This window comes from Thermococcus eurythermalis (assembly GCF_000769655.1).
GTDB lineage: Archaea > Methanobacteriota_B > Thermococci > Thermococcales > Thermococcaceae > Thermococcus > Thermococcus eurythermalis.
On the sequence record NZ_CP008887.1, the window covers coordinates 305,479 to 326,296 of the forward strand.

Consider the following 20,818-nt stretch of genomic DNA (forward strand, 5'->3'; position numbering starts at 1 on the left):
CCGTAGTTAATCCGAAACATTTATTTAGGTTTCGGTATCGTGTTTAGGAATTCTAAATGGGGATTTTTTGGGTAAAGGTGAACTTTGAGTTCCGCCGATGGTTTTTTTCGCTCATCGTTTCCCGAAAACTTTTTTAATCAGCTATATAGACTATATAGGTCAGGTGGTGGGCATGGAGGGAATAGCAATAGCAGCGATTGCAGTGGCCTTCTACATCGCATGGAACATAGGCTCAAACGACTCGGCGAACGCCATGGGAACCGCCGTAGGTTCCGGAATACTGAGCTTCCGCCAGGCAACCCTCACGATAGCGATATTCGTCCTTCTCGGGGCATACCTGAAGGGCCACAAGGTCATGAAAACGGTCGGAAAGGGCATAGTGCCCGAAGGCTTCCTTACGATGGAGATGGCACTCATAGCCTTATTAGCCGCAGGGGTCTGGGTGACAATAGCGACCGTAAAAGGCCTCCCGGTTTCAACGACGCAGGCAATAGTCGGGGGCGTCATAGGGGTCGGCTTAGCCATGAAGGCCCCCGTCAACTGGGCCACCCTCGGAAAGATAGCCGCCGCGTGGGTGGTCTCGCCAATACTATCTGGAGTCTTTGCAATGGTTCTCTACAAGTTTTACTCCCGCATGATTTCGAGCATAAAGAGCGTCTCGACGATTGAGACCCTCTACAAGGCACTCGCTATTCTCGGAGGCTCTTACATGGCCTTCAACTTCGGGACTAACGAGGTGGCCAACGCCTCCGGGCCGATAGTTGGTGCCGGCTTTATGGAGCCCAAAACAGCTGGAATCCTCGTCGCCCTAAGCCTCGCGGTAGGCTCTCTTACATTCAGCTACGCTGTGATGCACACCGTCGGAAAGAAGATAACGGCCCTCGGCCCCGTCTCGGCCTTCGCGGCCCAGTTCGGCTCTGCCATAGCTGTCAGCCTCGCCAACTTCTTCGGCCTCCCGGTCAGCTCAAGCCAGTCCATAGTGGGCGGTGTCGTCGGGGTCGGCCTGCTGGCCGGGCAGAAAGTCGAGAAGAGGGTCATCAAGGACATCATATTCGGCTGGGTGGCGACTCCTTCGACGGCAATTGTGATTTCATTCGTCCTCGTCAAGATTTTCAGCCTCGCCGGAATGGTGTGAGGGTCAGGAGGGGCGCTCTATCCTGGCCCCCATTCTCGTGAGCTCCTTCAGCATGCCGGTCTGAATATAGGCCCTCACCCTTGTCACATCACCGTAGTCCACCGAAAGAACCTCGCCCACAGAGCTCACGAAGGAAATGACGGCGGGAACCTTTGAGGGGTCTTCAACGACTATCTCAAAGTGGCCGTACTTCGGTAGCTTGAGGAGAGTCCCCTCAAGGAGTGAGTAGAGCTCGTCAAGCCGGCCCTCTTTGGCAGATACCTTCGCAACGCCACCTATCGGGATTCCCAGCTCTTCACCGAGTTCAGCTATGAGCCTCGCCTTCTCCTCCGCGTCTTCCCGCTCGATTAGGTCAACCTTGTTGAGGACAACCAGGAGGGGCTTGTCGAGGGCCTTCAGCTCGCGGAGGACGTCTATAGACGCCCTAAACTTCCTCGCAATTTCACGCCAGGGTTCGCTCGAATCGAGGACGAGGAGGACTATATCCGCCTTGACTATCTCTTCAAGCGTCGAGTGGAAAGCCTCGACTATGAACGGGGGGAGGCCGTCTATGAACCCGACAGTGTCGGTGATGAGAACCCTCTTGCCCCCTAACCTGAAGCGCCTTGTAGTGGTGTCCAACGTCGTAAACATCTGGTTTCTGGCCTCTACGCTCTCCCCGGCCAGCGCGTTGAGGAGGGTTGACTTCCCCGCGTTCGTATACCCGGCAAGGGAGACCAGTATAAAGCCCACTTCTTCGCGCTTCTTTCTCCTGACTTCGCGCTCGGCCTTTACCCTTTCAAGCTCCTTCCTTATCTTACCCATGCGGTAGCGTATGTGTTTGAGGTACTGATGGGTCTGGTACTCACCCATGCCCTTAAAACCCGCCCTGTCACCGAGCTTGATTCGCCTTATTGCCTCTTTTACCAGCGGAATTTCGTACTGGAGGGAAGCCAGCTCGACCTGGAGCTTGGCCTCCTTGGAGTGGGCCCTCTTTTCGAAAATCTCAAGGACGAGCTGCCAGCGATCCATTATCTCAACTCGAAGCTCCTTCCAGAGGTTGTACGCCTGGGAGGGGGTCAGCCTGTTTGCAAAAATAACCTTATCCGGCCCCAGCTCTTTAACGAGTTCCTTAAGTTCTTCAAGCTTTCCCTTTCCTATGTTGTAGCGCGGGTGCTCCTCACGGTTCTGCTCAAGGACGGCCACGACATCATAGCCCGCGCTCCTAAGGAGCTCCTCAAACTCCACGCGGCTGAGCCTTTCCCTTCGAGAGTACCTGATGACACCTATTGCCCTCATCGTCTACCCCCTTGAAGGGGGGCTTAATAACCTTTGGGCTAAGCTTAAATCCAAACACACCGTAATATGTTAGGGGAAGACAATGCCGTGGCTAACACTCCTCGCCGTTCTGAACGGTAAAGATATAATTGTAGATAAAGGCGGCATAAAAGAAGACCTCTTGGCGTGGCGTCTTAATGACATCAAGATGCTAGCCGAGGAGTACGACAAGGCCTTCACGACCCTTCTCGAACTGCTAAACGACGACAACCCCCACGTGAGGGCGAACGTTATTCAGGTGCTCATGGACATGCTCTCAGAAGGAAAACTAGAAGGCGAAAGGCTAAAGCTCGCGCTCGATTCCGTGCTCGAGCTGGTGAAGGACGAAGACGAGAGGGTAGCACTGAAGGCCCTTGAATTCATAAACGCACTCCTTGAAACCGGTGAACTCACGGAGGAAGAGTATAAAAGGGTCACCGAGGCGCTGAAAGAGGTCGTGAAGTCCGGAATGCCCATTCTTGGCGAATATGCGGCCGAGGGCCTGGGCAAACTAGGCGCAAAGGTCGCCAGGATAGCATACAAGATAATCCAGTGGCTGTTTTCGCTCATAGGCTCAAGCAAAAAGAGGGAAGTCCAGAGCGCGGCGATAACTGCCCTGACCGAGATGGCCATGAAGACCAGCGACAGCAGGGTTCTAAACGAGGTCTTTGACGGAATATCCGACCTGCTCGCACACCCCGACCCGTACGTCGTTGAAAGGGCCCTCTACTCCATTGACCGAATGCTCTCAAGGGAAAAGGACATCAGCATGAGGAACAAACTAAAAGCGATAACTAGAATAAAGGAGCTTAGAAGTGACATCAAGCTCGGAACCAAAGCGTCCCAGGTGCTTGAAAAGCTTGAAAAAGCCACCGTGACGAGCGAGGAGGTAATAAGCGAGGCAGAGGCCAAAAAGAGGCTTGAGATAAGCCAATACAGCATAGACGACGTTGACAGGCTCTTGGACGCCGGAAAGACCGAGATAGTCGCAGAGATGGCCAAACTCGACTCAAACGTTATGGACATGGTTCTCGATATGCTGGAAAGCGACGACTACAGCAGGAGAATGGACGCGCTCTGGATTGTCGCACGGCTGACGAGCCACTTGACCCCAAGCGACGCCTATAGAATTCTTCCCGTGCTCGGGGACTTCCTGAAGAGCAAAAACCCATGGGCCCGTGAGACGGCCGCGAAGGTTCTCGCAGACATATACGCCCTCTACCCGGGCACGTCCAGGTTTTTCACCACGCTCCTTGACACCCTCCTTAAGTCGGGCAATCCAAGGGACGTTGAGGGGGCCCTCGAACTAATGGCCAAACTCTTAGACAGACTGCCGTCAAAAGATATGTTCACCGGAATGCTCAAGCTGGTTCTAAGGCTGCTGGACGACGAGAAAACCAGGGGAGTTACACTCCGCGTCCTCGCGAGGGAAGCACAGAAGCTCCTCGACCTGGACACGGAAGACCTCTTTGCGCTGGAACACAAGCTAAAGGAAATCTACGGAAAAGAAGGTGGAAAATACGACAACATAATAGCGGGCCTCATAGACGTGATAGAGGACATCCTCAAAATGCGCAGACAGGGAATAGTGATGACGAGCGATTGAGGTACGGCGAACAAAAGGGTAAGAGGAGATTATTACTCCCCGCTGAGCTTGAGGATTGCCTCAGCTATGTCGCCCTTCGTTTCTTTTAGGGCCTTGAGGGCCGTCTCCCTGTCAACTCCGGCCTGCTCCATGACGAGCTGGATGTCCTCTTCAGGTATCTCAATGACTTCCCTAACCTCCTCACTCCCGGGAACAATCTGGTAGGTCTTCTCGCCCTGGACGACCATCACGGTAACGGCGGGATCCTTAAGGACGATCTCCTTCCCCTCAAACCTCAGGACGACCTCCTTAACGCCCTCAAGCTCCTCCATCTTTATGCCGAGCTGGCGCATGAGCTTCTTCATCTGCCTCGGGTTCATACCCATCATCATGACCACCTAATAAGGAAGTCCCTCCGCAGTTTTAAAAAGGTTGGCAAAGTTTTTCAGGTGCTCCGCGAAATCCCGTTCGGTGAGAGTATGCCCTACATCCCACAGAGGGTTCCCTCTGATTTCCAAATTCTATTCGGCACACTGGGTGTAGTCCTGCTTTTTCTCGTATTCTGGCTCTTCTCTAACTGGATGAAGAGGTACGCAGAGAGAAAGGAGAAGGAAATCGAAGAGGAGCTTAAAGAGTTGGAGCAAATTGGGGAGCTACATTAGCCTACGTACAGACCGTTTGTCCCAGAACTGATAAACATAGAAAAAGAGCCGTGCCGCAGTTAGGAGAAGAAAAAACCTTCAGCCTCAGGCCCCTTCCTTTTCATCGCCGGGGAAGTTTGAGGTCTCCTCGTTGGCCTTCATTATCTTTTGCCTGTACTCCTCGTACTTCCTCCGCGCCTCTTCTGCCTTCTCCTTCTCGCCGAGGTACTCGTAGGCCTCTGCAACGTGCTTCCACCACATCGGGTCATTTTCAGCTTCCTTGAGGCAGTACTCGAGGAACTTCTGGTATGCCTCGCGGGCCAGCTCCTCTCTGCCGAGCTTCCTCGCTATGTTGCCGACGTCCTCCCAGAAGACGCCCTCCTCCTGGGCCTCCTTGGTGTAGTACTCAAGGGCCTTCTCCCAGGCTTCCTTAGCTTTCTCCTCGTTTCCGAGCTCCTCGTAGAGCTTGGCAACGTCCTCCCAGAACCAGGGCTCCTCCTCGGCGTACTTTTCAAGCGCCTTGGCGGCCCTCTCCATGTTTCCGGCCTTCTTCCAGTACTCGTGGGCCTCCTTCAGGTAGTAGGTGTCCTTTTCCTTGTCGTAGAGGGCCTCGTATATCTCGGCGGCCTTCTCGTACTTTCCGGCCTTCTCGTAGGCCCAGGCGGCGCTCTCAAGCCAGCCGAGCTTTAGGTACATCTCCGCGGCCTTCTCGTAGTTGCCGGCCTTCTCGTACTTCCTGGCGGCCTGCTTGTAGCGGCCCATCTTTTCAAGCTTCTCAGCGGAGCGGAAGCGGTCGGCTATGCTCAAATCGGGCTCGCTTATGTACCATATTCCGAAGGCCAGCAGGAGGACGAAGAACGCTATGATTCCCCCAACGATTTCGAGCTTCTGCCAGGTGAGCACGAGGTAGGAGCCGTAGCCCGCTATCGCGGTGAGGACTGCCAGAATGGCCCCGTACTTCCAGCTCTCGGCGTAGAGTGTCAGCGCCGTAAAGAAGAGCAGCGCGAGCGTGAAACCGACGAAGCCTATCGCGAGGACAACCTGCACCAGCTTCCAGAAGCCCCAGTTGTAGACTATGAAACCGGCCACCGCAAGGAGGGCAACGAGGAAGCCGATTATATAGGCTTTCAGCTTGTCCATTCCTTCACCCCCTCAAGTTCGAGCAGGAACTTCTTTTCTTCAATCCCAAGGTTATAGTGGCCTATGCCGTCATTCGCCACAACCCTGTGGCAGGGGACGATTATTGGATACGGATTCCTCTTCATCGCCCCGCCGACCGCTCTCGGCGACGTTTCAAGGGCCTTTGCAAGGCTACCGTAGGTTATAACAGCCCCTCTTTTAACGTTTTTCGTGAGCCATTCGTAAACGCGCCTCTCAAAGGGTGTTACACCCTCGAAGGAGAGCTCGGAAAGGGCTTTCCCGTTGTCAAGCTCCCCAACCATAACGCGATAAACGAGCTCGGTGTAGTTGCTCGGCTGGACGTCGAGGGAAATGGCAACGTTTCTCCCCCGCAGGAACTCGGCAAGGTTTCTGATTCTCTCCAAAAGCTCGCCCCTCGTGAAGGCGAAGCTTACACCCTGAATCCTCCCGTGAAAGATTACCCCAATCCAGACGTCTCTCCCGTTGACCCTAAACCTCTCCACCGCGAGCATTCAGCATTCCTCCAGCCTCTTAACGGCCCTTCTCAGCGGGCCCATGAGGGTGTGCACCTCCCGACCATAGAGGAAGGCCTTACCGACTGCCTTCCGGAAGACCTTAACGAAAACCTCTCGCCTCTCCTCGTCCTTGGGGTAGTTGAGAGCGTTTAAAAGCTCGGCCCATACCCTAACGAGCGCCTCCTTTTCCCGCAGGGTCGCCGGCTCAAGGGCCTCAACAGATGGCTCGGGCCTGGCCTTCGAGAGCTCATAGAGTATAACCGCAACTGCCTGGGCGAGGTTCATAACGGGGTAATCCTCGCTCGTGGGGATTGTGACCGTGATGTCAAGCCGCTCAAGCTCCTCGTTTTTCAGGCCAATGCTCTCCCTGCCAAAGAACAGGCCCACCCTACCGGTGTAGCCCTTGAGGGTCTCCCTAAGCTCCCAGGGGTACATAGGGGCCCGGTATGGGATAAACCTTGCCCCAGGTTTCCCGGTAGTCCCCACGGTCAGGTCAAACAGCTCAAGGGCTTCATCAAAGCCCTCCAGCACGACGGCGTTATCGAGCACGTCCTTGGCGTGAACGGCGTAGCTGTAGCTCTCCTCTGTCAGGTTCGGCCTCACGAGGACTAACCTCGAAAAGCCGAAGTTCTTCATGGTCCTCGCTATCATTCCTATGTTCGCCGGCCCCTCCGGTTCGACTAGAACAACAGAGAGCATCGGTATGCATTTAAGGGGAAGTCTTTAAACGGTTGCGGTGGGAGTAATGTATTCGCTGGCTTACATTCCGCTTGTCCTCCCCGCGGTGAAGAAAAAAGCAAGGCCGTTTTCGGCGGGGGCTTTGCTGGCCTTTGCGGTGAGCTATCCCCTCCCAGAGGAGGCCATGTACGGCCTGATTGCGCTCTCCGTTCTTCTCCTTGCACTGGGCTACCCCTACGAGAAACAGCCCGTTAAGTTCTGGGAGCGCTTCTTAAACGCCGTGATAGGGGGCACTGGCCTGGCGATAGCGCTCGGCCTCCGTGAACTTGGAGAGGCAGGCGCAGTCCTCGGCGTTGCAGTTCCATTCCTGCTAACGAAAAACAGGGTTCTTGCCTCGTTTGGGCTCCTGCCCGCGTCGGCGCTCTACCTGACAGGGGCTTACAGGGTTTCAGAAAACGCGAAGCTGACACTCTTTGCGCTGGTTTACATCTATTCGCTCCACCACATGAGAAAGCTGCTGAGGTGAGACCATGAAAGTCTACGTGCTCGGTGCGGGAAGCATTGGCTCCCTTTTCGGTGCCCTCCTGGCGAGAGCGGGGCACGACGTCCTTCTCATAGGGAGAGAGGAGCAGGTCCGGGCAATCAAAGAGAAAGGGCTGAGAGTTGTGGGCGCTGAAGAGTTTAAGGTGAAGGCAAAGGCGACGACTTACGCCCCCAACGAGCCCCCGGAGCTGCTTCTCCTGACAACGAAGTCGTACTCGACGAAGACGGCCCTTGAATGCGCGAGAAGATGCATAGGGGAAAACACGTGGATTCTAAGCGTCCAGAACGGCCTCGGGAACGAGGAGCTGGCACTAAAGCTGACACCGAACGTAATAGGCGGAGTAACGACCAACGGGGCCATGCTCGTTGAGTGGGGAGTCGTTAAGTGGGCGGGAAAGGGGATAACCGTCATCGGAAAGTATCCGACAGGAAGAGCTGAGTTCGTTGAGGAAGTCGCGAGGGCCTTCACCGAGGCGGGATTAGAAACGAAGGTCACAGAAAATGCCATCGGCTGGAAGTGGGCGAAGGCAATAGTGAACTCCGTGATAAATGGGCTGGGAACAGTTCTGGAGGTCAAAAACGGTGTCCTCCGCGAGATACCGGAGCTCGAAGGAATTTCCATAGAGATAGCGAGGGAAGGCTGCATAATCGCCCAGCAGCTCGGCATCGAGTTCGAAGTCCACCCCCTTGAGCTCCTCTGGGACACGATAGAGAGGACAAAGGACAACTACAACTCGACCCTGCAGGACGTAATGCGCGGGAGGAGGACGGAGGTGGACTACATACACGGCAAAATCGTGGAGTATGCGCACTCGGTCGGCCTTGAGGCCCCGAGGAACGAGTTGCTGTGGGCACTTATCAAGGCAAAGGAAAACCTAAATAGGAGTTCCACGAATCCTTAAGTGGGGTGTGAACATGTCACTCTTCGGGGGTAAGGAGAACGACGTTTTTGAGGCCATAGACAGGCACCTTAACGTTGTTTACGAGACCGTCAAGACGTTTGAGAAGCTTATCGAAGCCTACCTCAACGGCGACTTCGAGAGGGCCAAGGAGCTTGAGGAGGAAGTAGGGACCCTTGAGAGCGAAGCAGACAAGCTCAGGAGGAGCATCGAGCTCATGCTCTATGAGGGCGCCTTCCTCCCCGCCAGCAGGGGAGACTACGTGAGGCTGAGCGAGCTGATAGACCAGGTCGCCGACGCTGCCGAAAGCGCGGCCCACACCCTCATTCTGGCCAAGCCTAAGGTTCCGGGAGAGCTCAAGAACGACCTAATGAACCTTGTAAGGGAATCCGTGAAGACGTACGAAAAGCTCATGGAAGCGGTAAAGGCGCTCAACAGGGACGTAGATAAAGCCATAGAGCTCGCCAAGGAGACCGAAGACCTCGAAGAAAATGCCGATGAAGTAGAGTACCGGCTCAAGGGGATGGTGTTTGAGAGCGAGACCATAACCACCTACGCAAAATTAATATGGAACCAGATTCTTACAAAAATCGGCGACATAGCCGACCGCGCGGAGGACGCCTCCGACCAGGTCATGCTGATGGCTATAAAGAGGAGGGGATGAAAAATGAAAGTTCTCGTTGCGGCGCCACTTCACGAGAAAGCTTTGGAGGTTTTGAAAAACGCAGGTTTTGAGATTGTTTACGAGGAGTACCCAGACGAGGACAGGCTCCTTGAGCTCGTCCGTGATGCTGACGCTATCATCGTCAGGAGCAAACCAAAGGTTACGAGGAAGGTTATAGAGGCCGCTCCAAAGCTCAAGGTCATCGGAAGGGCCGGCGTCGGCCTCGACAACATAGACCTTGAAGCGGCAAAGGAGCGCGGTATAAAGGTCGTCAACAGCCCGGGAGCGAGCTCAAGGAGCGTTGCCGAACTGGCAGTTGGGCTCATGTTCGCCGTCGCCAGGAAGATAGCCTTCGCCGACAGGAAGATGAGGGAAGGCGTCTGGGCCAAGAAGCAGTGCATGGGCATCGAGCTTGAGGGCAAGACCATTGGAGTTATCGGCTTCGGAAGGATAGGCTACGAGGTCGCCAAGATAGCCAACGCCCTCGGCATGAAAGTCCTGCTCTACGACCCCAAGCCAAACGAGGAGCGCGCAAAGGAAGTTGGAGGAAAGTTCGTCAGCCTTGAGGAGCTCCTCAAGGAGAGCGACGTCGTTACTCTACACGTCCCGCTCCTCGATGCAACTTACCACCTCATCAACGAGGAGCGCCTTAAGCTCATGAAGAAGACCGCGATACTCATAAACGCCGCCCGCGGGGCCGTCGTTGACACCGAGGCCCTCGTCAAGGCCCTTCAGGAGGGCTGGATTTACGGAGCGGGCCTCGACGTCTTCGAGGAGGAGCCACTGCCGGCGGATCACCCGCTCACCAAGCTCGACAACGTTGTTTTAACGCCGCACATCGGCGCCTCAACTGAGGAGGCCCAGATGCGCGCTGGCGTTCAGGTCGCGGAGCAAATAGTCGAGATTCTCAAGGGCTGATGCCCTTTCCCTTCTTACTTCTAACGCCCGCTGAACCAAGTTCGGTGTTCTCGGGGCAGATACTACCAGTATAGTGTGATAGTTTGGGCGAAATGTTTACCAGTATGGTGGTAGAGTTTTGGGAAAAAGTCCGCCAGTATAGTGGTAAACTTTATAGGAAGTTTGCACCAGTTTAGCCCATGAAGGCGGAGAAACTCAAAAGGATTTTAGCCGACCAATGGGAGACCCTCCGCGAGAAGCTCGAAAGGGAGAACATCGTCGAGAGGGAGCTAAAAGAGAAGATAGTGAAAAACTTCAGCCCAACGGCCCACATAATAACGGGGCCGAGGCGCTCCGGAAAGTCCGTTCTCTCGGCAACCCTGCCGGGCAAGCCACTCTACGTGAACTTCGAGGATCCTGCGATGGCAGGGTTCGAGGTGAGGGACTACAAAGAGCTACTCAAAGCCGGTTACGAGCTCCTCGGCGAGTTCGACTACATAGTCCTCGACGAGGTTCAGGAAGTTGAAGGCTGGGAGCGAATGGTCTCGGTTCTGAGGGAGAGCTATCCCACCGTCGTCACGGGAAGCAACGCCCGCCTGCTCTCGCGGGAGTTCTCAACCTACCTGACCGGCAGGTACCTGAGCTACACCCTCCTCCCGTTTTCGTTCAGAGAGTTCTTAGCTTACAGGGGAATTAAGCCGGAGGTTAGAACCACGAGGGACGAGGCAAGGGTAAAGAGAGCCCTAACGGAGTACATCGAGCGCGGGGGCTTTCCAGAGGCACTGCGCTTCGGCAGGGAGTACCTCGTGAACCTCTACAACGACATAATCACGAGGGACGTTATAGTCCGCTACGGCATTAGAAACGTCCGCGAGCTGAAGGAGGCCGCGTTCTATCTCTTCTCGAACTTCGCGGGCAGGTTTACCTATAGCAAGACAAAGAACGTCCTTAGAATCGGCAACGTCGAGACGGTCAAGAACTACGTCGAGGATCTCCAATCGGCCTACCTGATATTCGAGCTTCCCAAGTTCTCCTTCAAGCCGAAGGAAGTCGTTAGAGGCGATAAAAAGGTCTATGCAATCGACACGGGAATGCTCAACGCCGTCCTGCCGAAGGTTTCCGAGAACATCGGCAGACTCATGGAGAACGTCGTCTTCCTTGAACTCCTACGGTTCAAATATTACAAGAGACCCAGTGTTGAACTCTACCATTATCGGGACACCAAAGGCGAGGTGGACTTCGTCGCCAAAGAGAACGGAAGTGTTGAGCTGATTCAGGTCACCTACGCTTCAGAGGAAGGGGAGATAGCAAAGAGGGAGCTGGAAAGCCTGTTCAGAGTTATGGAACTCTTCGGCGTGAAAACAGGGACGCTCGTGACGTGGGACTACTCCGGAGAAATAACGAGGGACGGACTACGGGTTAACGCCGTTCCCCTCTGGAGATGGCTTTTAAATTTTCGCGTCAATCTTTTTAACTTTCACACCCAACCTTAGACAGGTGAGTGCCTATTGATAGATGCCATCGTCGAGGCGATAAGGCTCGCTGTGACGAGGATTCCAGACGACGTCGTTTCCGCTTTGAGAGAAGCCTACGAGCGCGAGGACAACGATGTGGCGCGCTTCAACCTCGGGAACATCTTGAGGGCGATAGAGATTGGCAGAACCGAGTCAATACCCGTCTGCCAGGACACGGGGACGCTTACGTTCTTCGTAGAGGCCGGCGTGGAGAGCCCGTTTCTCGGAGAAGTTAAAGACTGGCTCGTCGAGGCGACGAGAAAAGCTACCACGGAAATCCCGCTCAGGCCCAACGCCGTGGACGTTCTCACAGGGGAAAACTCCGGCGACAACACGGGCAAAGACGTTCCAGTAATCCACTGGGAGCTCGTCCCTGGTGATGCTATAAGAATAGCGGTACTCCCCAAGGGTGGCGGAAGCGAGAACTGCTCCGCCTTGGCAATGCTCACGCCAGGCGAGGGCTGGGAAGGAGTTAAGCGCTTCGTGGTCGAGAGGATTAAGGCCTGCGGTGGAAAGCCCTGTCCACCGGTTGTCCTGGGCATAGGCGTCGGCGGTGGCGCCGATTACTCCCTCCTGCTGGCGAAGAAGGCCCTCCTCAGGAGGGTCGGCGAGAGGAACCCTGACGAAAGGATTGCAGAAATCGAGGGGGAGCTTCTGGAGGAAATCAACGCCCTCGGAGTCGGCCCGATGGGGATGGGCGGGAAAACGACCGCTCTGGACGTGAAGATAGAGGTCACCCACAGGCATCCTGCGAGCTTCCCCGTTGGTCTAATAGTCCAGTGCTGGGCCAACAGGCGGGCCTTCGTGAGGATAAAACCCGACGGGAGGGTCGAGGTGTGGCAGTGAGGCTGAGAACCCCGCTGAGCACGGAGGATGTCCTTAGACTGGAGGTGGGGGACGTCGTTTACCTATCGGGAGAAATCGTTACCGCGAGGGACTCGGCCCACAGGAGGATTCTGAGCCTTCCGAAGGAGGAACTGCCCTTCAACCCCGAGGGGGCCGTAATCTACCACTGCGGGCCCGTCGTGAGGAAAACTGGAGAGGGCTACGAGGTAGTCTCGGCAGGGCCGACGACGAGCGCGAGAATGAACCGCTACCTCGACGGGGTTCTTGACCTGGGCGTCAGGGGGATAATAGGGAAGGGAGGAATGAAAGCTGAGCCGTTCAGGGGCAGAGCGATTTACTTCGCCTTCACTGGAGGGGCCGGCTCACTCGCCGCCAAAAGCGTAAAGCGGGTCAGGGCCGTCCACTGGCTTGACCTCGGAATACCTGAGGCCCTCTGGGTCCTTGAGGTGGAGGACTTCCCCCTGCTGGTTGCAATCGACGCGCACGGGAACTCGCTCTACCGGTAGGCCTTACGCTCATCATTCATGGGGACTATGAACCTGGAGTAGAACTCCCTCCACTTCCTTAGCCTCTCCGCGACCTCCTCTGGATTAACGCGAACCCTTGCAACGCCTTCCTTCATGGCTTCCTCAGCGACAGCCTTCGCCACAGTGGGGTGAACGTCGGGGTGGAAGGGTGAGGGGATTATCTCCTCCTCGCTCGGCTCTATCACGGAGGCCATGGCCTTTGAGGCTTCGATTATCATGCCGTCCGTTATCGTCCTGGCCCTCACGTCAAGGGCCCCGCGGAAGATTGCAGGGAAACCGAGCAGGTTGTTTATCTGGTTCGGGTAGTCGCTCCTCCCCGTTGCCACGATCCTCGCACCGGCTTTCTTTGCCTCTTCCGGCAGTATCTCGGGCGTTGGATTGGCGAGCGGAAACACTATCGCGTCGTCGGCCATGCCTCTTACCCACTCGGGTTTTATGACGCCCGGCCCGGGCCTCGTGAATGAGATGAGAACGTCCGCTCCCCTGAGCGCCTCAGCCGAACCTCCCTCAACTCCCTCGCCGTTCGTTCTTGCCAGAAGTTCGCCCCTGTATGGAAACAGCTCTTCAAGGGGAAGGTCTGAAGTCAGAACCCTCGGCTTCCCATCAACGAGCTCAACGACGCGGACGTTTTCAGGCTTGACGCCAGCCTTGACGAGGAGCCTGAGCGTTGCAAAACCGGCAGCACCGGCCCCGAACAGTGCGATGCTGACCTCCCCCAGCTTCTTGCCGACGACCTTGAGGGCGTTGATAAGGCCAGCCAGAACGACGCTCGCTGTCCCCTGCTGGTCGTCGTGAAAGACAGGTACCTCCAGCTCTTCCCTGAGCCTCTCCAAGATGTAGAAGCACTTCGGCGAGGCTATGTCTTCGAGGTTTATCCCACCAAAGGAGGGTGAAACGGCCTTAACGACCTCGATGAACCTTTCTGGTTCTTTTTCCGCCAGAACGAGCGGAAAGGCATCAACACCGCCGAAGGCCTTGAAGAGAAGCGCCTTTCCTTCCATCACGGGTAGGGCGCCGAGAGGCCCTACGTCGCCGAGGCCGAGAACCCTGCTCCCGTCGCTCACCACCGCAACCGTGTTAGCCCGATTGGTATATTCGAAAACCTTCTCAAGTTCTCTGCTTATCTCACGCGAAACCTCGGCGACGCCTGGCGTGTAGGCCAGCGGGAGCGTCTCCCTGGTGAGGGGAACCTTCGGAATGACCTCTATCTTGCCGTTGCCTATGAAGTTGCCCCTGTGAAACTCCTTCGCGTCCATTCAACCACCGGAGGGGTTGGCATGAGGAAGTTAAAATGCCTTTCGATGAAGGGAAAAATTGACAAGAACCGGTCAGGGGCCGATTAGCTCATCACGGCTCAGCTACCTACCCTCACATCATCCCAGCCCCAAAGCGGTGCGAATCCAGAGCGGAATGAGGCCTATCTTCGGGAACACCATCTCGGCCTTGGCCTCGACGGCGTAGGCTGGGACACAGCCGGCCATATACCCCTCGGGGAGCAAGACTTCCAGCGGGCCTTCAGAGGAGGGGTACGGGGGGTCGGGGACGGGGTTGTTGTCCCCCCACGTCACGTAGCACGTCTCGGGCCTTCCGTTGATTTTAACGGTGGAAACGTACCGGACGCGGTGGATTATCGGGTACTCGTAACCGGGGCGCTTGTAGACTATAACGTCGCCGACCTCCACTTGGTCGGGGCTCGTAACGCCCCTCAGGAGGACGATGTCTCCCCGGTAAAACACCGGCTCCATCGAGCCGCTGACGACTATAACTAAGGGAGAGTCCGTGTGGAGGGCCACCCTAAGCCCCACGTGGATTCCAAAGACGACGACCAGTGCAACAACGAGCCACGCTACTTCCCTCTTCCACTCCCCCATCTCAGGGCCTCCATATACGTGGCGATTCTAACGGCTATGGCACCTATCGCGGTGCACGTCTCAAGGCTGACTCTCTTGCCCGTGACGTCCATATGATAGCGTGCCAACTTAAAGGTTTCCTTCGGGAGACCGTGTCTCCCGAGCCCGATGAGGAGCAGAAAACGCTCGCCGTTGAGAGCCCTCTCAGCAAGTTCTAAGGGGGTTATCTCCTTATCCCCAGAAGGCTTTCTCGTGGTCGCCACAGGAACCCCAAACTGGGGCGGAAATCCCCTCTTCGGGAAGTCCAGCAGGTGGAAGCGGTTCCCGCGGGCGAGCTCAATCAGGTACTTACCCCCCTCTCCTATCGTGGTGTGCCCGCTGACTTCCTCCGCAACGTCGAGGGGCTTTCCGTCGAAGGGGAACCCCACAAGGGCCAGGTGAAAGCCGTAGGCGTATGCTATCGGAGCGGAGCGGGCTATCGCACGAAGATGGGCCTCGTGAAGCCTCCTAACATCGTATGTGTTGTACAAGGCTAAGGTCAGCATCGGCATGGTTCTTAGAACACTGGGAATGTTTATAAGGGTTTAGAAGCTAGTAAAAACCACTATGACCACTCTAGAGGATATCCGGGCTCTGGCGGAGAGGGGGCAGTTTGAGGACGCGCTCGGGCGGATTGAAGAACTTGACAGCAGGCTAGACCAGATAAAGGCCCTCATAGACGTCGCCATAATTATGAAGGAGAAAGGCAATCCTGAGGACTGGATTATAGGACTCATTGAGGACGCCGAATACATAGCTGGGCACTGTAAGGACCCGTACACCAGAACAGTAGGATACGGCATAATCGCGTTTGCTTTTCACACCCTGGGATACTACAATGAAGCCTCAGAGGCATTTAACACGGCCATAGATGAGGCCGGGAAGATTAAGGACCCCCTGGCACGGGGACAGGCCATAGCGACTGTAGCCTACTACATCGCCACCACCGGCGACGCCGAGACCGCAATGGAGCTCTTTAATACGGCCTTTGAAGTGATAGCCAGGGCCGAGGTTGAGTACCGGGCCAAAGTTGACGGCCTCCTTAGGGTGGCTGAACTCCTAGAAAACGCTGGAGACGCGCTGTTCTCAAAGAACGCAATAGAGTTCTACAGAATAGCCTTCGATATCTTTGACAAACTCCACGTGAACCAGAGGGCAGGGGTCGTTGAGAAGAAGCTCCAGCTGGCAGAGATTACCAGCGAGACGGGCCTGCCCGAGATACGGCGGGCCCTACTTGAGGGGCGTTACCACTACGCACTGGCACTCATAAGGAGGAAGTTTAGGGGGGCGTCTAGGCTTATAGGAGAGCTTGAGGCCGCTCTGTGGATGAAGCGCGTAAACGACCCGACTTATATTGACGTGGTCGAAGAGGCCCTTAAGGAGACAAGAGAAGTCGAGCTCTCACCCGCGAGCGCCGAGAGGATAGCAACCCTTCTTACCCAGCTTGGAAGCCTGAGGGAAGCCCTTGCCTTCGCACAGCTGATAGACGATGCAACCAGGAAGAGCAGCGCCCTCAGGGGGATAGCCCTTGCCCTCGCAGAGAGGGAGGAGTACGAGGACGCCGAGAAGGTCGCGGAGCTGATACCTCTACCACACGTCAGAGAGGAAACCTTAAGGGACATAGAGACCATGTCCCTTGGGTGAGCCCATGATTTTCGATGCCCATTCCGACCTGCCGACCTTTGTCTATGATGAGAGAAAGGCCGGAAAAACGCGCGTCCTTGAGGAAAACTATAAGAAGTTCTTCAACGGCTGGGTTAGTTCGAGGGTTATGGCAATCTGGACGAGGCCCGAGAGGAGAAAAGACGCCACCACCTACGGCCTGGAAGTCCTAAACGCTCTTCTGAGGGACGTTGAAGAGAGCGAGCGCTTTGAATTAGTCACAACAGTCAAAGAAATGAAAAAAGCCATAGAAGACGGGAGGGTCGCCCTCTGGCTCGGCCTTGAGGGCGGAGAGCCAATAGGGGAGAGCCTCGACGTCCTTGAGGTCTTCCACAGGCTCGGCCTTAGGGTTCTAACACTGACCTGGAGCCTGCGCAACGCGATAGGCGACGGTGTCTTTGAGAGAACTGGCGGCGGACTCACCAACTTCGGCGTCGAGGTCGTCGGCAAGGCAGAGGAGCTCGGCATCGTTATAGACCTCAGCCACATAAACGAGGCCGGCTTCTGGGACACCCTTGATGTAACGTCTTTCCCGGTCATAGCCTCCCACTCCAACGCAAGGGCCCTCTGCGACAACCCAAGAAACCTGACGGACGACCAGCTGAAGGCGATAGCCGAGAGGGACGGTGTCGTCGGGGCAGTTGCGATACCGAGCTTCGTGGACAGGGAAAGGCCAACACTGGGGAAGTACGTGGAGCACATAAAGTACATGGCAGACCTCATCGGCTACAAACACGTCGGCCTCGGCTTTGACTTTGTTTACTACCTCCAGGGCTGGAGCGGAAGGAGCGTTGAGGGCTTTGAAAACGAGTCAAAGATTCCCGCGCTGGTGGAGATGCTGAAGGAGAACTTCAGCGAGAAAGAGGTAGAGGCAATAACGTTCAAAAACTTTGAGAGGGTTTTTGAGAGGATAACCTAAGGCTTCCTCAGGAAGGAGGGGCATCTTAGGGGCCTCTTGCTGTTGGGAAAACCCACAAAGCCGAGGAATCTCACCTCGCCAGTGAGACGTACTGAGAGCATGCCGAAAGTCTTTGAACGCTCCGTGGCTGAACGAACTGTCTCAGTGCTGAGCTCGACCTCAAGGGTAGGGGGACTGTAACTACCAAGCGCTATGGCCTGCTCCCTGTCAGAGGCCCCCTTTCGCCTCCCTTTTTTGAAAGCATTGACAGCACTCGACAGGACGTTATTGGCCTCTGCCTCCATGAAAACACGGTTCTTAAGCTCCCTGGCCCACCCGCTCCACGCGAGATGACCCGAGTAGCCCAAGAGATAGCCGAGTAAGTAGGCCTTTCGTACGGGGTCGGTCTCCAATAGTATCTCCTTTACCGTCACCGGCTTTTCGCTGAAGCGTTTGCTCATACGAGCGGCCCCCTGACGTAGAGCCCGCGAGGCCCGAACTCAATTCGGTGCATCTTCGTTTCGTGGTTCGTCCTGCGCATCTTGAGAACCTGAATCGCCCTCACCATATCGGCACCGTCCAAGTAGTAGTGAAGCATTATAACGCCATCAACCAGGTAGTATTCCTCCGTATAGCGGTCGAGTTCAGTCATTTCAGCAATGAAGATACTGGTTATCCCCAGATCCTCGATTGTCCTAATAAACGTCGCCAGCTCGGCCCTCTTCTCCGCAAGATTGGTGGTTGGAAAGTCTATCGCCGTCAGGGGATCTATCACGAGCCGTGAGACATTCGCCTCCCTCGCGAGGTCTTTAATGCGGATCATCACACTGCTCCACTGGGGAGGTTTGGCAGTGGAGCCCCAGAGCTCCCTCCCAAGGTCGTAGAGGATGAAGTTCCCATTGGCAACGTAGTCCTTCACCCGCGGATCAAAGCGCTCAAAATCCTTGAGAACTTCATCAGGCTTGTAGACGAGTGAGATGTAAGCAACGCGTTCGCCGTTCCTTGCACCCTCTGCAAGGAACTGCATTGCGAAGGTCGTCTTCCCGCTCCCAGGAGGACCAGTCACTAGGTAAGCCTTTCCGGGTATAAATCCCCCCTCAATTAGCTCGTCAAAGCCGGGCACCCCGGAGGGGATCCTTCCCCACGTCATGTTTTCGCCCCCCACAATAATAAAACCAAGGTGCAAAATTATATAAAAGTATGGCGGACTGTAAGGCTGGGGAAAGGCATGGACGCTTACTTTTTAACGGCCAGGGACGCAAGGAGAATGCTCCTTTCAAGGGGGGCAGTTAAGCTCAACCTCGACCTTAGAAAAACAAACAGGACGTGGGAAGTTGTCCGAGAAGGCGCCGAGTTCATCTTTCCCGACGGTACGCGGGTTGAGAGGGAAATAATCGAAAGAATTGCGAGGGACGAGGGGAGCGTCTACTTCGTTAAGGACGGGAAGGTCTACAAGGCGGCGATAGCGGGTGAGCACTTCTACAAGCTCGTTCCAACAATCCCGCCGACGATAGAGATAAACGGCATCAGGATGCACAGGACTAAGGGGGTAAACCCCCTCCAGGACACGAGGAACAAGGTGAACACGGTCAAGCCAAAGGAAGGAGAGACCGTCCTCGACACCTGCATGGGGCTCGGCTACACCGCCATAGAGGCCTCGAAGCGCGGGGCGTATGTCATAACCATCGAGAAAGACCCCAACGTCATCGAGCTGGCAAGGATAAACCCCTGGAGCAGGGAGCTCTTCACGGGCGGAAAAATCCAGGTGATTCAGGGAGACGCCTTCGAGGTCGTGAAGAAGTTCAAGGACGGGAGCTTTGACGTTGTAATCCACGACCCGCCGCGATTCTCGTTAGCCGGCCACCTCTACTCGGAAGAGTTCTACCGCGAGCTTTTCAGGGTTTTAAAACCCGGAGGAAGGCTCTTCCACTACGTAGGTAACCCAGGAAAGAAATACCGGGGGAAAGACCTTCAGAAGGGCGTCATGGAGCGGCTGAGGAGAGCGGGCTTCATGGGGGTTAAAAGGGTCGAGGAAGCGCTTGGAGTCGTTGCGAGAAAACCCGAAAAGAAGGGGGGAAGGGATTAAATCCCTCCGACCTCTTCAAGCTCTTCGAAGGCCTCAAGGTTCGTGTAGTAGTCCATCAGCTCGGCTATCTCCCTTCTGAGCTTGAAGCTCCTGAGTATTGCAATTCCAAAGCCTATTATTGACGGCCACGCCAGCAGGAGGAGCAGCTTTGCGTCGCTCATCGGTATGGGTCTCGGGTCGGTGAAGCGGTTGAAGTTCCATATCATAAAGGCTATCATCAGCCAGGCGGTGGAGAAGTTGGTGAGCCCGCTGCCGCTCTCGCCGAGCTTGAAACCGGGGATAACGTCCTTGGTGATGGGTGGCAGGAGGTTGCTTCCCATGAATCCGAGCTGGTCTTCGAAGACGTGGAGCCACTGGCCAATCATTGAAGCGATGGCAAGCTCCGTGGCGTGCGAATAGCCTATCAGCTTGAAGAAGGCGAAGACGACGAGGCCTATTATGATGCCCATCGTGAGGGAGTGGCTGAAGCCGTGGTGCCATGGCAAAAACCTGTCCTTGACGACGGTCTTGCCCTTGAACGTGGCTCTCCTGAACGCTATCTCCGGGCCGGAGAAGGAGTCTATCCTCGTGGGCTTGGGGTAGGTCTTGATGAAGGGAACGCTGACCTTCGCTATTCCATAGCGCCTGTACTCGGGCGGCTTGTCCGTTATGGCCACTCCTCCAGGGGTCACTATCGGCCCCATCTCGACGCGGACTTCCCTCTTCGGCGGGTCGAGGTGGACGAAGAACTGCCTGTAAACGTCTCCTGGCAGGCGGATGTTGTGTATCTTGACTATCCTCTCGCCCTCGTGGTAGGCCTCCTCGATGGCCCTTGCTATCGTCTCCGCTATGCCCTGCGGGTGCGGTGCGTCGCTGACGACGAGCTTGAGGGAGCCGTCCTCATCAACATCGACGTAGCCAAAGACGAGCATCTCCCTGCCTTCCTCTATCTTTCCGAACTCCTCCTCGAAGAACTCGTAGTCATCTCCGAAGGCCTCAACGGTAATCTTCCCTGTTCCGTCGTTGAGGGTGAAGACTATGCTGTTGTAGCTATCCGTCACGGTCTCTTCCGTTCCGTCCTCGCGGAGCACCTTGTAAGTGAGCTTTCCTGAACCCCGGACGAGGATTTCCTCGACCTTTCCCTCGACGGCAAAGAACTGGTAGCGGTTCTTCTCGCTAAGCTCGCTGATTTTAACGAGCTTCGGAGCGTAGTGCTTCTTCTCGTCCCACGGGGCCGGGTCTATCTCGTAGTCCCTTCTGGCGAAGAACTTCCCGAACTTGAAGTCCACGAAGTCAGGGAAGTAGGCAGCGGCTGCAGCTATGACGGGGATGAGTATGCCGAGGCGCAGGTCGCCGACGAGGGCGGCGAAGAAGGTCGCCGCCGCGAGACCCGATATGTAGTGCGTGAATCCTCTCATCTTACA

Annotated in this window: 24 protein-coding genes; 13 read left to right on the plus strand and 11 right to left on the minus strand. The window is 55.8% G+C overall.

From position 1 onward, the window contains the following. Positions 1 to 172: 172 nt before the first annotated feature. Positions 173 to 1,135, plus strand: coding sequence for an inorganic phosphate transporter (locus tag TEU_RS01665; protein WP_050002135.1), 963 nt, complete (start codon positions 173 to 175; stop codon positions 1,133 to 1,135). A 3-nt stretch (positions 1,136 to 1,138) separates the two neighbouring features. Here TEU_RS01665 and hflX read toward each other — a convergent pair whose 3' ends face one another. After that, on the minus strand, positions 1,139 to 2,413 hold the full coding sequence (hflX, locus tag TEU_RS01670; protein WP_050002136.1) for a GTPase HflX: 1,275 nt from the start codon (positions 2,411 to 2,413) through the stop codon (positions 1,139 to 1,141). Between the two features lie 82 nt (positions 2,414 to 2,495). On the opposite strand from hflX, the gene TEU_RS01675 reads away from it, so the two are divergent. Continuing rightward, positions 2,496 to 4,037 carry a HEAT repeat domain-containing protein gene (locus TEU_RS01675; RefSeq protein WP_050002137.1) on the plus strand — a complete coding sequence of 514 codons (1,542 nt, stop codon included), beginning with the start codon at positions 2,496 to 2,498 and terminating at the stop codon, positions 4,035 to 4,037. Between the two features lie 32 nt (positions 4,038 to 4,069). Here the strand turns inward: TEU_RS01675 and TEU_RS01680 are convergent, their stop codons facing one another. After that, positions 4,070 to 4,405, minus strand: coding sequence for a nascent polypeptide-associated complex protein (locus TEU_RS01680; RefSeq protein WP_050002138.1), 336 nt, complete (start codon positions 4,403 to 4,405; stop codon positions 4,070 to 4,072). A 60-nt stretch (positions 4,406 to 4,465) separates the two neighbouring features. Here TEU_RS01680 and TEU_RS01685 point away from each other — a divergent pair, with 60 nt between their 5' ends. Further along, on the plus strand, positions 4,466 to 4,678 hold the full coding sequence (locus tag TEU_RS01685) for a hypothetical protein (protein WP_227738742.1): 213 nt from the start codon (positions 4,466 to 4,468) through the stop codon (positions 4,676 to 4,678). Between the two features lie 84 nt (positions 4,679 to 4,762). On the opposite strand, the gene TEU_RS01690 is transcribed toward TEU_RS01685, so the two are convergent. The 3 genes from TEU_RS01690 to TEU_RS01700 are packed head-to-tail and all read right to left on the minus strand — an operon-like array spanning position 4,763 to position 7,011. Continuing rightward, the gene (locus TEU_RS01690) at positions 4,763 to 5,797 is read right to left on the minus strand and encodes a tetratricopeptide repeat protein (RefSeq protein ID WP_050002140.1); all 1,035 of its coding nucleotides are present in this window, start codon (positions 5,795 to 5,797) and stop codon (positions 4,763 to 4,765) included. Then, positions 5,785 to 6,309 carry a methylated-DNA--protein-cysteine methyltransferase gene (otg, locus tag TEU_RS01695; protein ID WP_050002141.1) on the minus strand — a complete coding sequence of 175 codons (525 nt, stop codon included), beginning with the start codon at positions 6,307 to 6,309 and terminating at the stop codon, positions 5,785 to 5,787. Before otg ends, TEU_RS01690 begins: the two co-directional genes overlap by 13 nt. Then, positions 6,310 to 7,011, minus strand: coding sequence for an RNA methyltransferase (locus TEU_RS01700; RefSeq protein ID WP_050002142.1), 702 nt, complete (start codon positions 7,009 to 7,011; stop codon positions 6,310 to 6,312). A gap of 37 nt (positions 7,012 to 7,048) precedes the next feature. On the opposite strand from TEU_RS01700, the gene TEU_RS01705 reads away from it, so the two are divergent. The 7 genes from TEU_RS01705 (at position 7,049) to TEU_RS01735 (ending at position 12,859) form a co-directional block, all read left to right on the plus strand. Then, entirely contained in the window at positions 7,049 to 7,516 is a 468-nt protein-coding gene (locus TEU_RS01705) for a VHS/ENTH/ANTH domain-containing protein (RefSeq protein ID WP_144244790.1), read from the plus strand. Positions 7,517 to 7,520: 4 nt separating this feature from the next. Then, positions 7,521 to 8,435: a 2-dehydropantoate 2-reductase gene (locus tag TEU_RS01710; RefSeq protein ID WP_050002144.1), complete on the plus strand. Its 915-nt coding sequence runs from the start codon at positions 7,521 to 7,523 to the stop codon at positions 8,433 to 8,435. Positions 8,436 to 8,448: 13 nt separating this feature from the next. Continuing rightward, the gene (locus TEU_RS01715) at positions 8,449 to 9,096 is read left to right on the plus strand and encodes a TIGR00153 family protein (protein WP_050002145.1); all 648 of its coding nucleotides are present in this window, start codon (positions 8,449 to 8,451) and stop codon (positions 9,094 to 9,096) included. Between the two features lie 3 nt (positions 9,097 to 9,099). Continuing rightward, a complete protein-coding gene (locus TEU_RS01720; RefSeq protein WP_050002146.1) occupies positions 9,100 to 10,014 on the plus strand; it encodes a hydroxyacid dehydrogenase in 915 nt (304 codons plus the stop codon). Positions 10,015 to 10,193: 179 nt separating this feature from the next. Continuing rightward, positions 10,194 to 11,486, plus strand: coding sequence for an ATP-binding protein (locus TEU_RS01725; protein WP_050002147.1), 1,293 nt, complete (start codon positions 10,194 to 10,196; stop codon positions 11,484 to 11,486). A gap of 15 nt (positions 11,487 to 11,501) precedes the next feature. Then, entirely contained in the window at positions 11,502 to 12,353 is an 852-nt protein-coding gene (locus tag TEU_RS01730) for a fumarate hydratase (protein WP_050002148.1), read from the plus strand. Beyond that, positions 12,344 to 12,859: a FumA C-terminus/TtdB family hydratase beta subunit gene (locus TEU_RS01735; protein ID WP_050002149.1), complete on the plus strand. Its 516-nt coding sequence runs from the start codon at positions 12,344 to 12,346 to the stop codon at positions 12,857 to 12,859. The genes TEU_RS01730 and TEU_RS01735 overlap by 10 nt, the downstream gene beginning before the upstream one ends. Here TEU_RS01735 and TEU_RS01740 read toward each other — a convergent pair. From TEU_RS01740 to TEU_RS01750, 3 genes are all read right to left on the minus strand, one after another. After that, a complete protein-coding gene (locus TEU_RS01740) occupies positions 12,850 to 14,136 on the minus strand; it encodes an NAD(P)-dependent malic enzyme (RefSeq protein ID WP_050002150.1) in 1,287 nt (428 codons plus the stop codon). The two genes, TEU_RS01735 and TEU_RS01740, sit on opposite strands and share 10 nt — an antisense overlap. Before the next feature lie 117 nt (positions 14,137 to 14,253). Continuing rightward, on the minus strand, positions 14,254 to 14,751 hold the full coding sequence (locus TEU_RS01745; protein WP_050002151.1) for a signal peptidase I: 498 nt from the start codon (positions 14,749 to 14,751) through the stop codon (positions 14,254 to 14,256). Then, the gene (locus TEU_RS01750) at positions 14,727 to 15,275 is read right to left on the minus strand and encodes a DUF531 domain-containing protein (RefSeq protein WP_050003907.1); all 549 of its coding nucleotides are present in this window, start codon (positions 15,273 to 15,275) and stop codon (positions 14,727 to 14,729) included. The genes TEU_RS01745 and TEU_RS01750 overlap by 25 nt, the downstream gene beginning before the upstream one ends. 61 nt (positions 15,276 to 15,336) lie before the next feature. Between TEU_RS01750 and TEU_RS01755 the strand changes: the two genes are divergently transcribed. After that, positions 15,337 to 16,413, plus strand: a complete 1,077-nt coding sequence (locus TEU_RS01755) for a hypothetical protein (RefSeq protein ID WP_050002152.1) — start codon at positions 15,337 to 15,339, stop codon at positions 16,411 to 16,413. 4 nt (positions 16,414 to 16,417) lie between these two features. Continuing rightward, positions 16,418 to 17,350 carry a dipeptidase gene (locus TEU_RS01760; RefSeq protein ID WP_050002153.1) on the plus strand — a complete coding sequence of 311 codons (933 nt, stop codon included), beginning with the start codon at positions 16,418 to 16,420 and terminating at the stop codon, positions 17,348 to 17,350. On the opposite strand, the gene TEU_RS01765 is transcribed toward TEU_RS01760, so the two are convergent. Further along, positions 17,347 to 17,790 carry a hypothetical protein gene (locus TEU_RS01765; RefSeq protein ID WP_050002154.1) on the minus strand — a complete coding sequence of 148 codons (444 nt, stop codon included), beginning with the start codon at positions 17,788 to 17,790 and terminating at the stop codon, positions 17,347 to 17,349. The genes TEU_RS01760 and TEU_RS01765 overlap by 4 nt on opposite strands. Then, positions 17,787 to 18,479, minus strand: a complete 693-nt coding sequence (locus tag TEU_RS01770) for an RAD55 family ATPase (protein ID WP_050002155.1) — start codon at positions 18,477 to 18,479, stop codon at positions 17,787 to 17,789. The genes TEU_RS01765 and TEU_RS01770 overlap by 4 nt, the downstream gene beginning before the upstream one ends. 78 nt (positions 18,480 to 18,557) lie before the next feature. Between TEU_RS01770 and TEU_RS01775 the strand changes: the two genes are divergently transcribed. Then, positions 18,558 to 19,415, plus strand: a complete 858-nt coding sequence (locus tag TEU_RS01775) for a class I SAM-dependent methyltransferase (RefSeq protein ID WP_050002156.1) — start codon at positions 18,558 to 18,560, stop codon at positions 19,413 to 19,415. Here TEU_RS01775 and TEU_RS01780 read toward each other — a convergent pair. Beyond that, a complete protein-coding gene (locus tag TEU_RS01780) occupies positions 19,412 to 20,812 on the minus strand; it encodes a metal-dependent hydrolase (protein WP_050002157.1) in 1,401 nt (466 codons plus the stop codon). The two genes, TEU_RS01775 and TEU_RS01780, sit on opposite strands and share 4 nt — an antisense overlap. Between the last annotated feature and the right edge of the window lie 6 nt (positions 20,813 to 20,818).

Coding starts and splice junctions, on each gene's coding strand:
- TEU_RS01745 (WP_050002151.1), bottom strand. CDS start 14,751: ATGGGGGAGTGGAAGAGGGAAGTAGCGTGGCTCGTTGTTGCACTGGTC.
- TEU_RS01775 (WP_050002156.1), top strand. CDS start 18,558: ATGGACGCTTACTTTTTAACGGCCAGGGACGCAAGGAGAATGCTCCTT.
- otg (WP_050002141.1), bottom strand. CDS start 6,309: ATGCTCGCGGTGGAGAGGTTTAGGGTCAACGGGAGAGACGTCTGGATT.
- TEU_RS01755 (WP_050002152.1), top strand. CDS start 15,337: ATGACCACTCTAGAGGATATCCGGGCTCTGGCGGAGAGGGGGCAGTTT.
- TEU_RS01720 (WP_050002146.1), top strand. CDS start 9,100: ATGAAAGTTCTCGTTGCGGCGCCACTTCACGAGAAAGCTTTGGAGGTT.
- TEU_RS01715 (WP_050002145.1), top strand. CDS start 8,449: ATGTCACTCTTCGGGGGTAAGGAGAACGACGTTTTTGAGGCCATAGAC.
- TEU_RS01665 (WP_050002135.1), top strand. CDS start 173: ATGGAGGGAATAGCAATAGCAGCGATTGCAGTGGCCTTCTACATCGCA.
- hflX (WP_050002136.1), bottom strand. CDS start 2,413: ATGAGGGCAATAGGTGTCATCAGGTACTCTCGAAGGGAAAGGCTCAGC.
- TEU_RS01770 (WP_050002155.1), bottom strand. CDS start 18,479: ATGACGTGGGGAAGGATCCCCTCCGGGGTGCCCGGCTTTGACGAGCTA.
- TEU_RS01690 (WP_050002140.1), bottom strand. CDS start 5,797: ATGGACAAGCTGAAAGCCTATATAATCGGCTTCCTCGTTGCCCTCCTT.
- TEU_RS01700 (WP_050002142.1), bottom strand. CDS start 7,011: ATGCTCTCTGTTGTTCTAGTCGAACCGGAGGGGCCGGCGAACATAGGA.
- TEU_RS01740 (WP_050002150.1), bottom strand. CDS start 14,136: ATGGACGCGAAGGAGTTTCACAGGGGCAACTTCATAGGCAACGGCAAG.
- TEU_RS01780 (WP_050002157.1), bottom strand. CDS start 20,812: ATGAGAGGATTCACGCACTACATATCGGGTCTCGCGGCGGCGACCTTC.
- TEU_RS01760 (WP_050002153.1), top strand. CDS start 16,418: ATGATTTTCGATGCCCATTCCGACCTGCCGACCTTTGTCTATGATGAG.
- TEU_RS01750 (WP_050003907.1), bottom strand. CDS start 15,275: ATGCTGACCTTAGCCTTGTACAACACATACGATGTTAGGAGGCTTCAC.
- TEU_RS01725 (WP_050002147.1), top strand. CDS start 10,194: ATGAAGGCGGAGAAACTCAAAAGGATTTTAGCCGACCAATGGGAGACC.
- TEU_RS01710 (WP_050002144.1), top strand. CDS start 7,521: ATGAAAGTCTACGTGCTCGGTGCGGGAAGCATTGGCTCCCTTTTCGGT.
- TEU_RS01765 (WP_050002154.1), bottom strand. CDS start 17,790: ATGAGCAAACGCTTCAGCGAAAAGCCGGTGACGGTAAAGGAGATACTA.
- TEU_RS01680 (WP_050002138.1), bottom strand. CDS start 4,405: ATGATGGGTATGAACCCGAGGCAGATGAAGAAGCTCATGCGCCAGCTC.
- TEU_RS01675 (WP_050002137.1), top strand. CDS start 2,496: ATGCCGTGGCTAACACTCCTCGCCGTTCTGAACGGTAAAGATATAATT.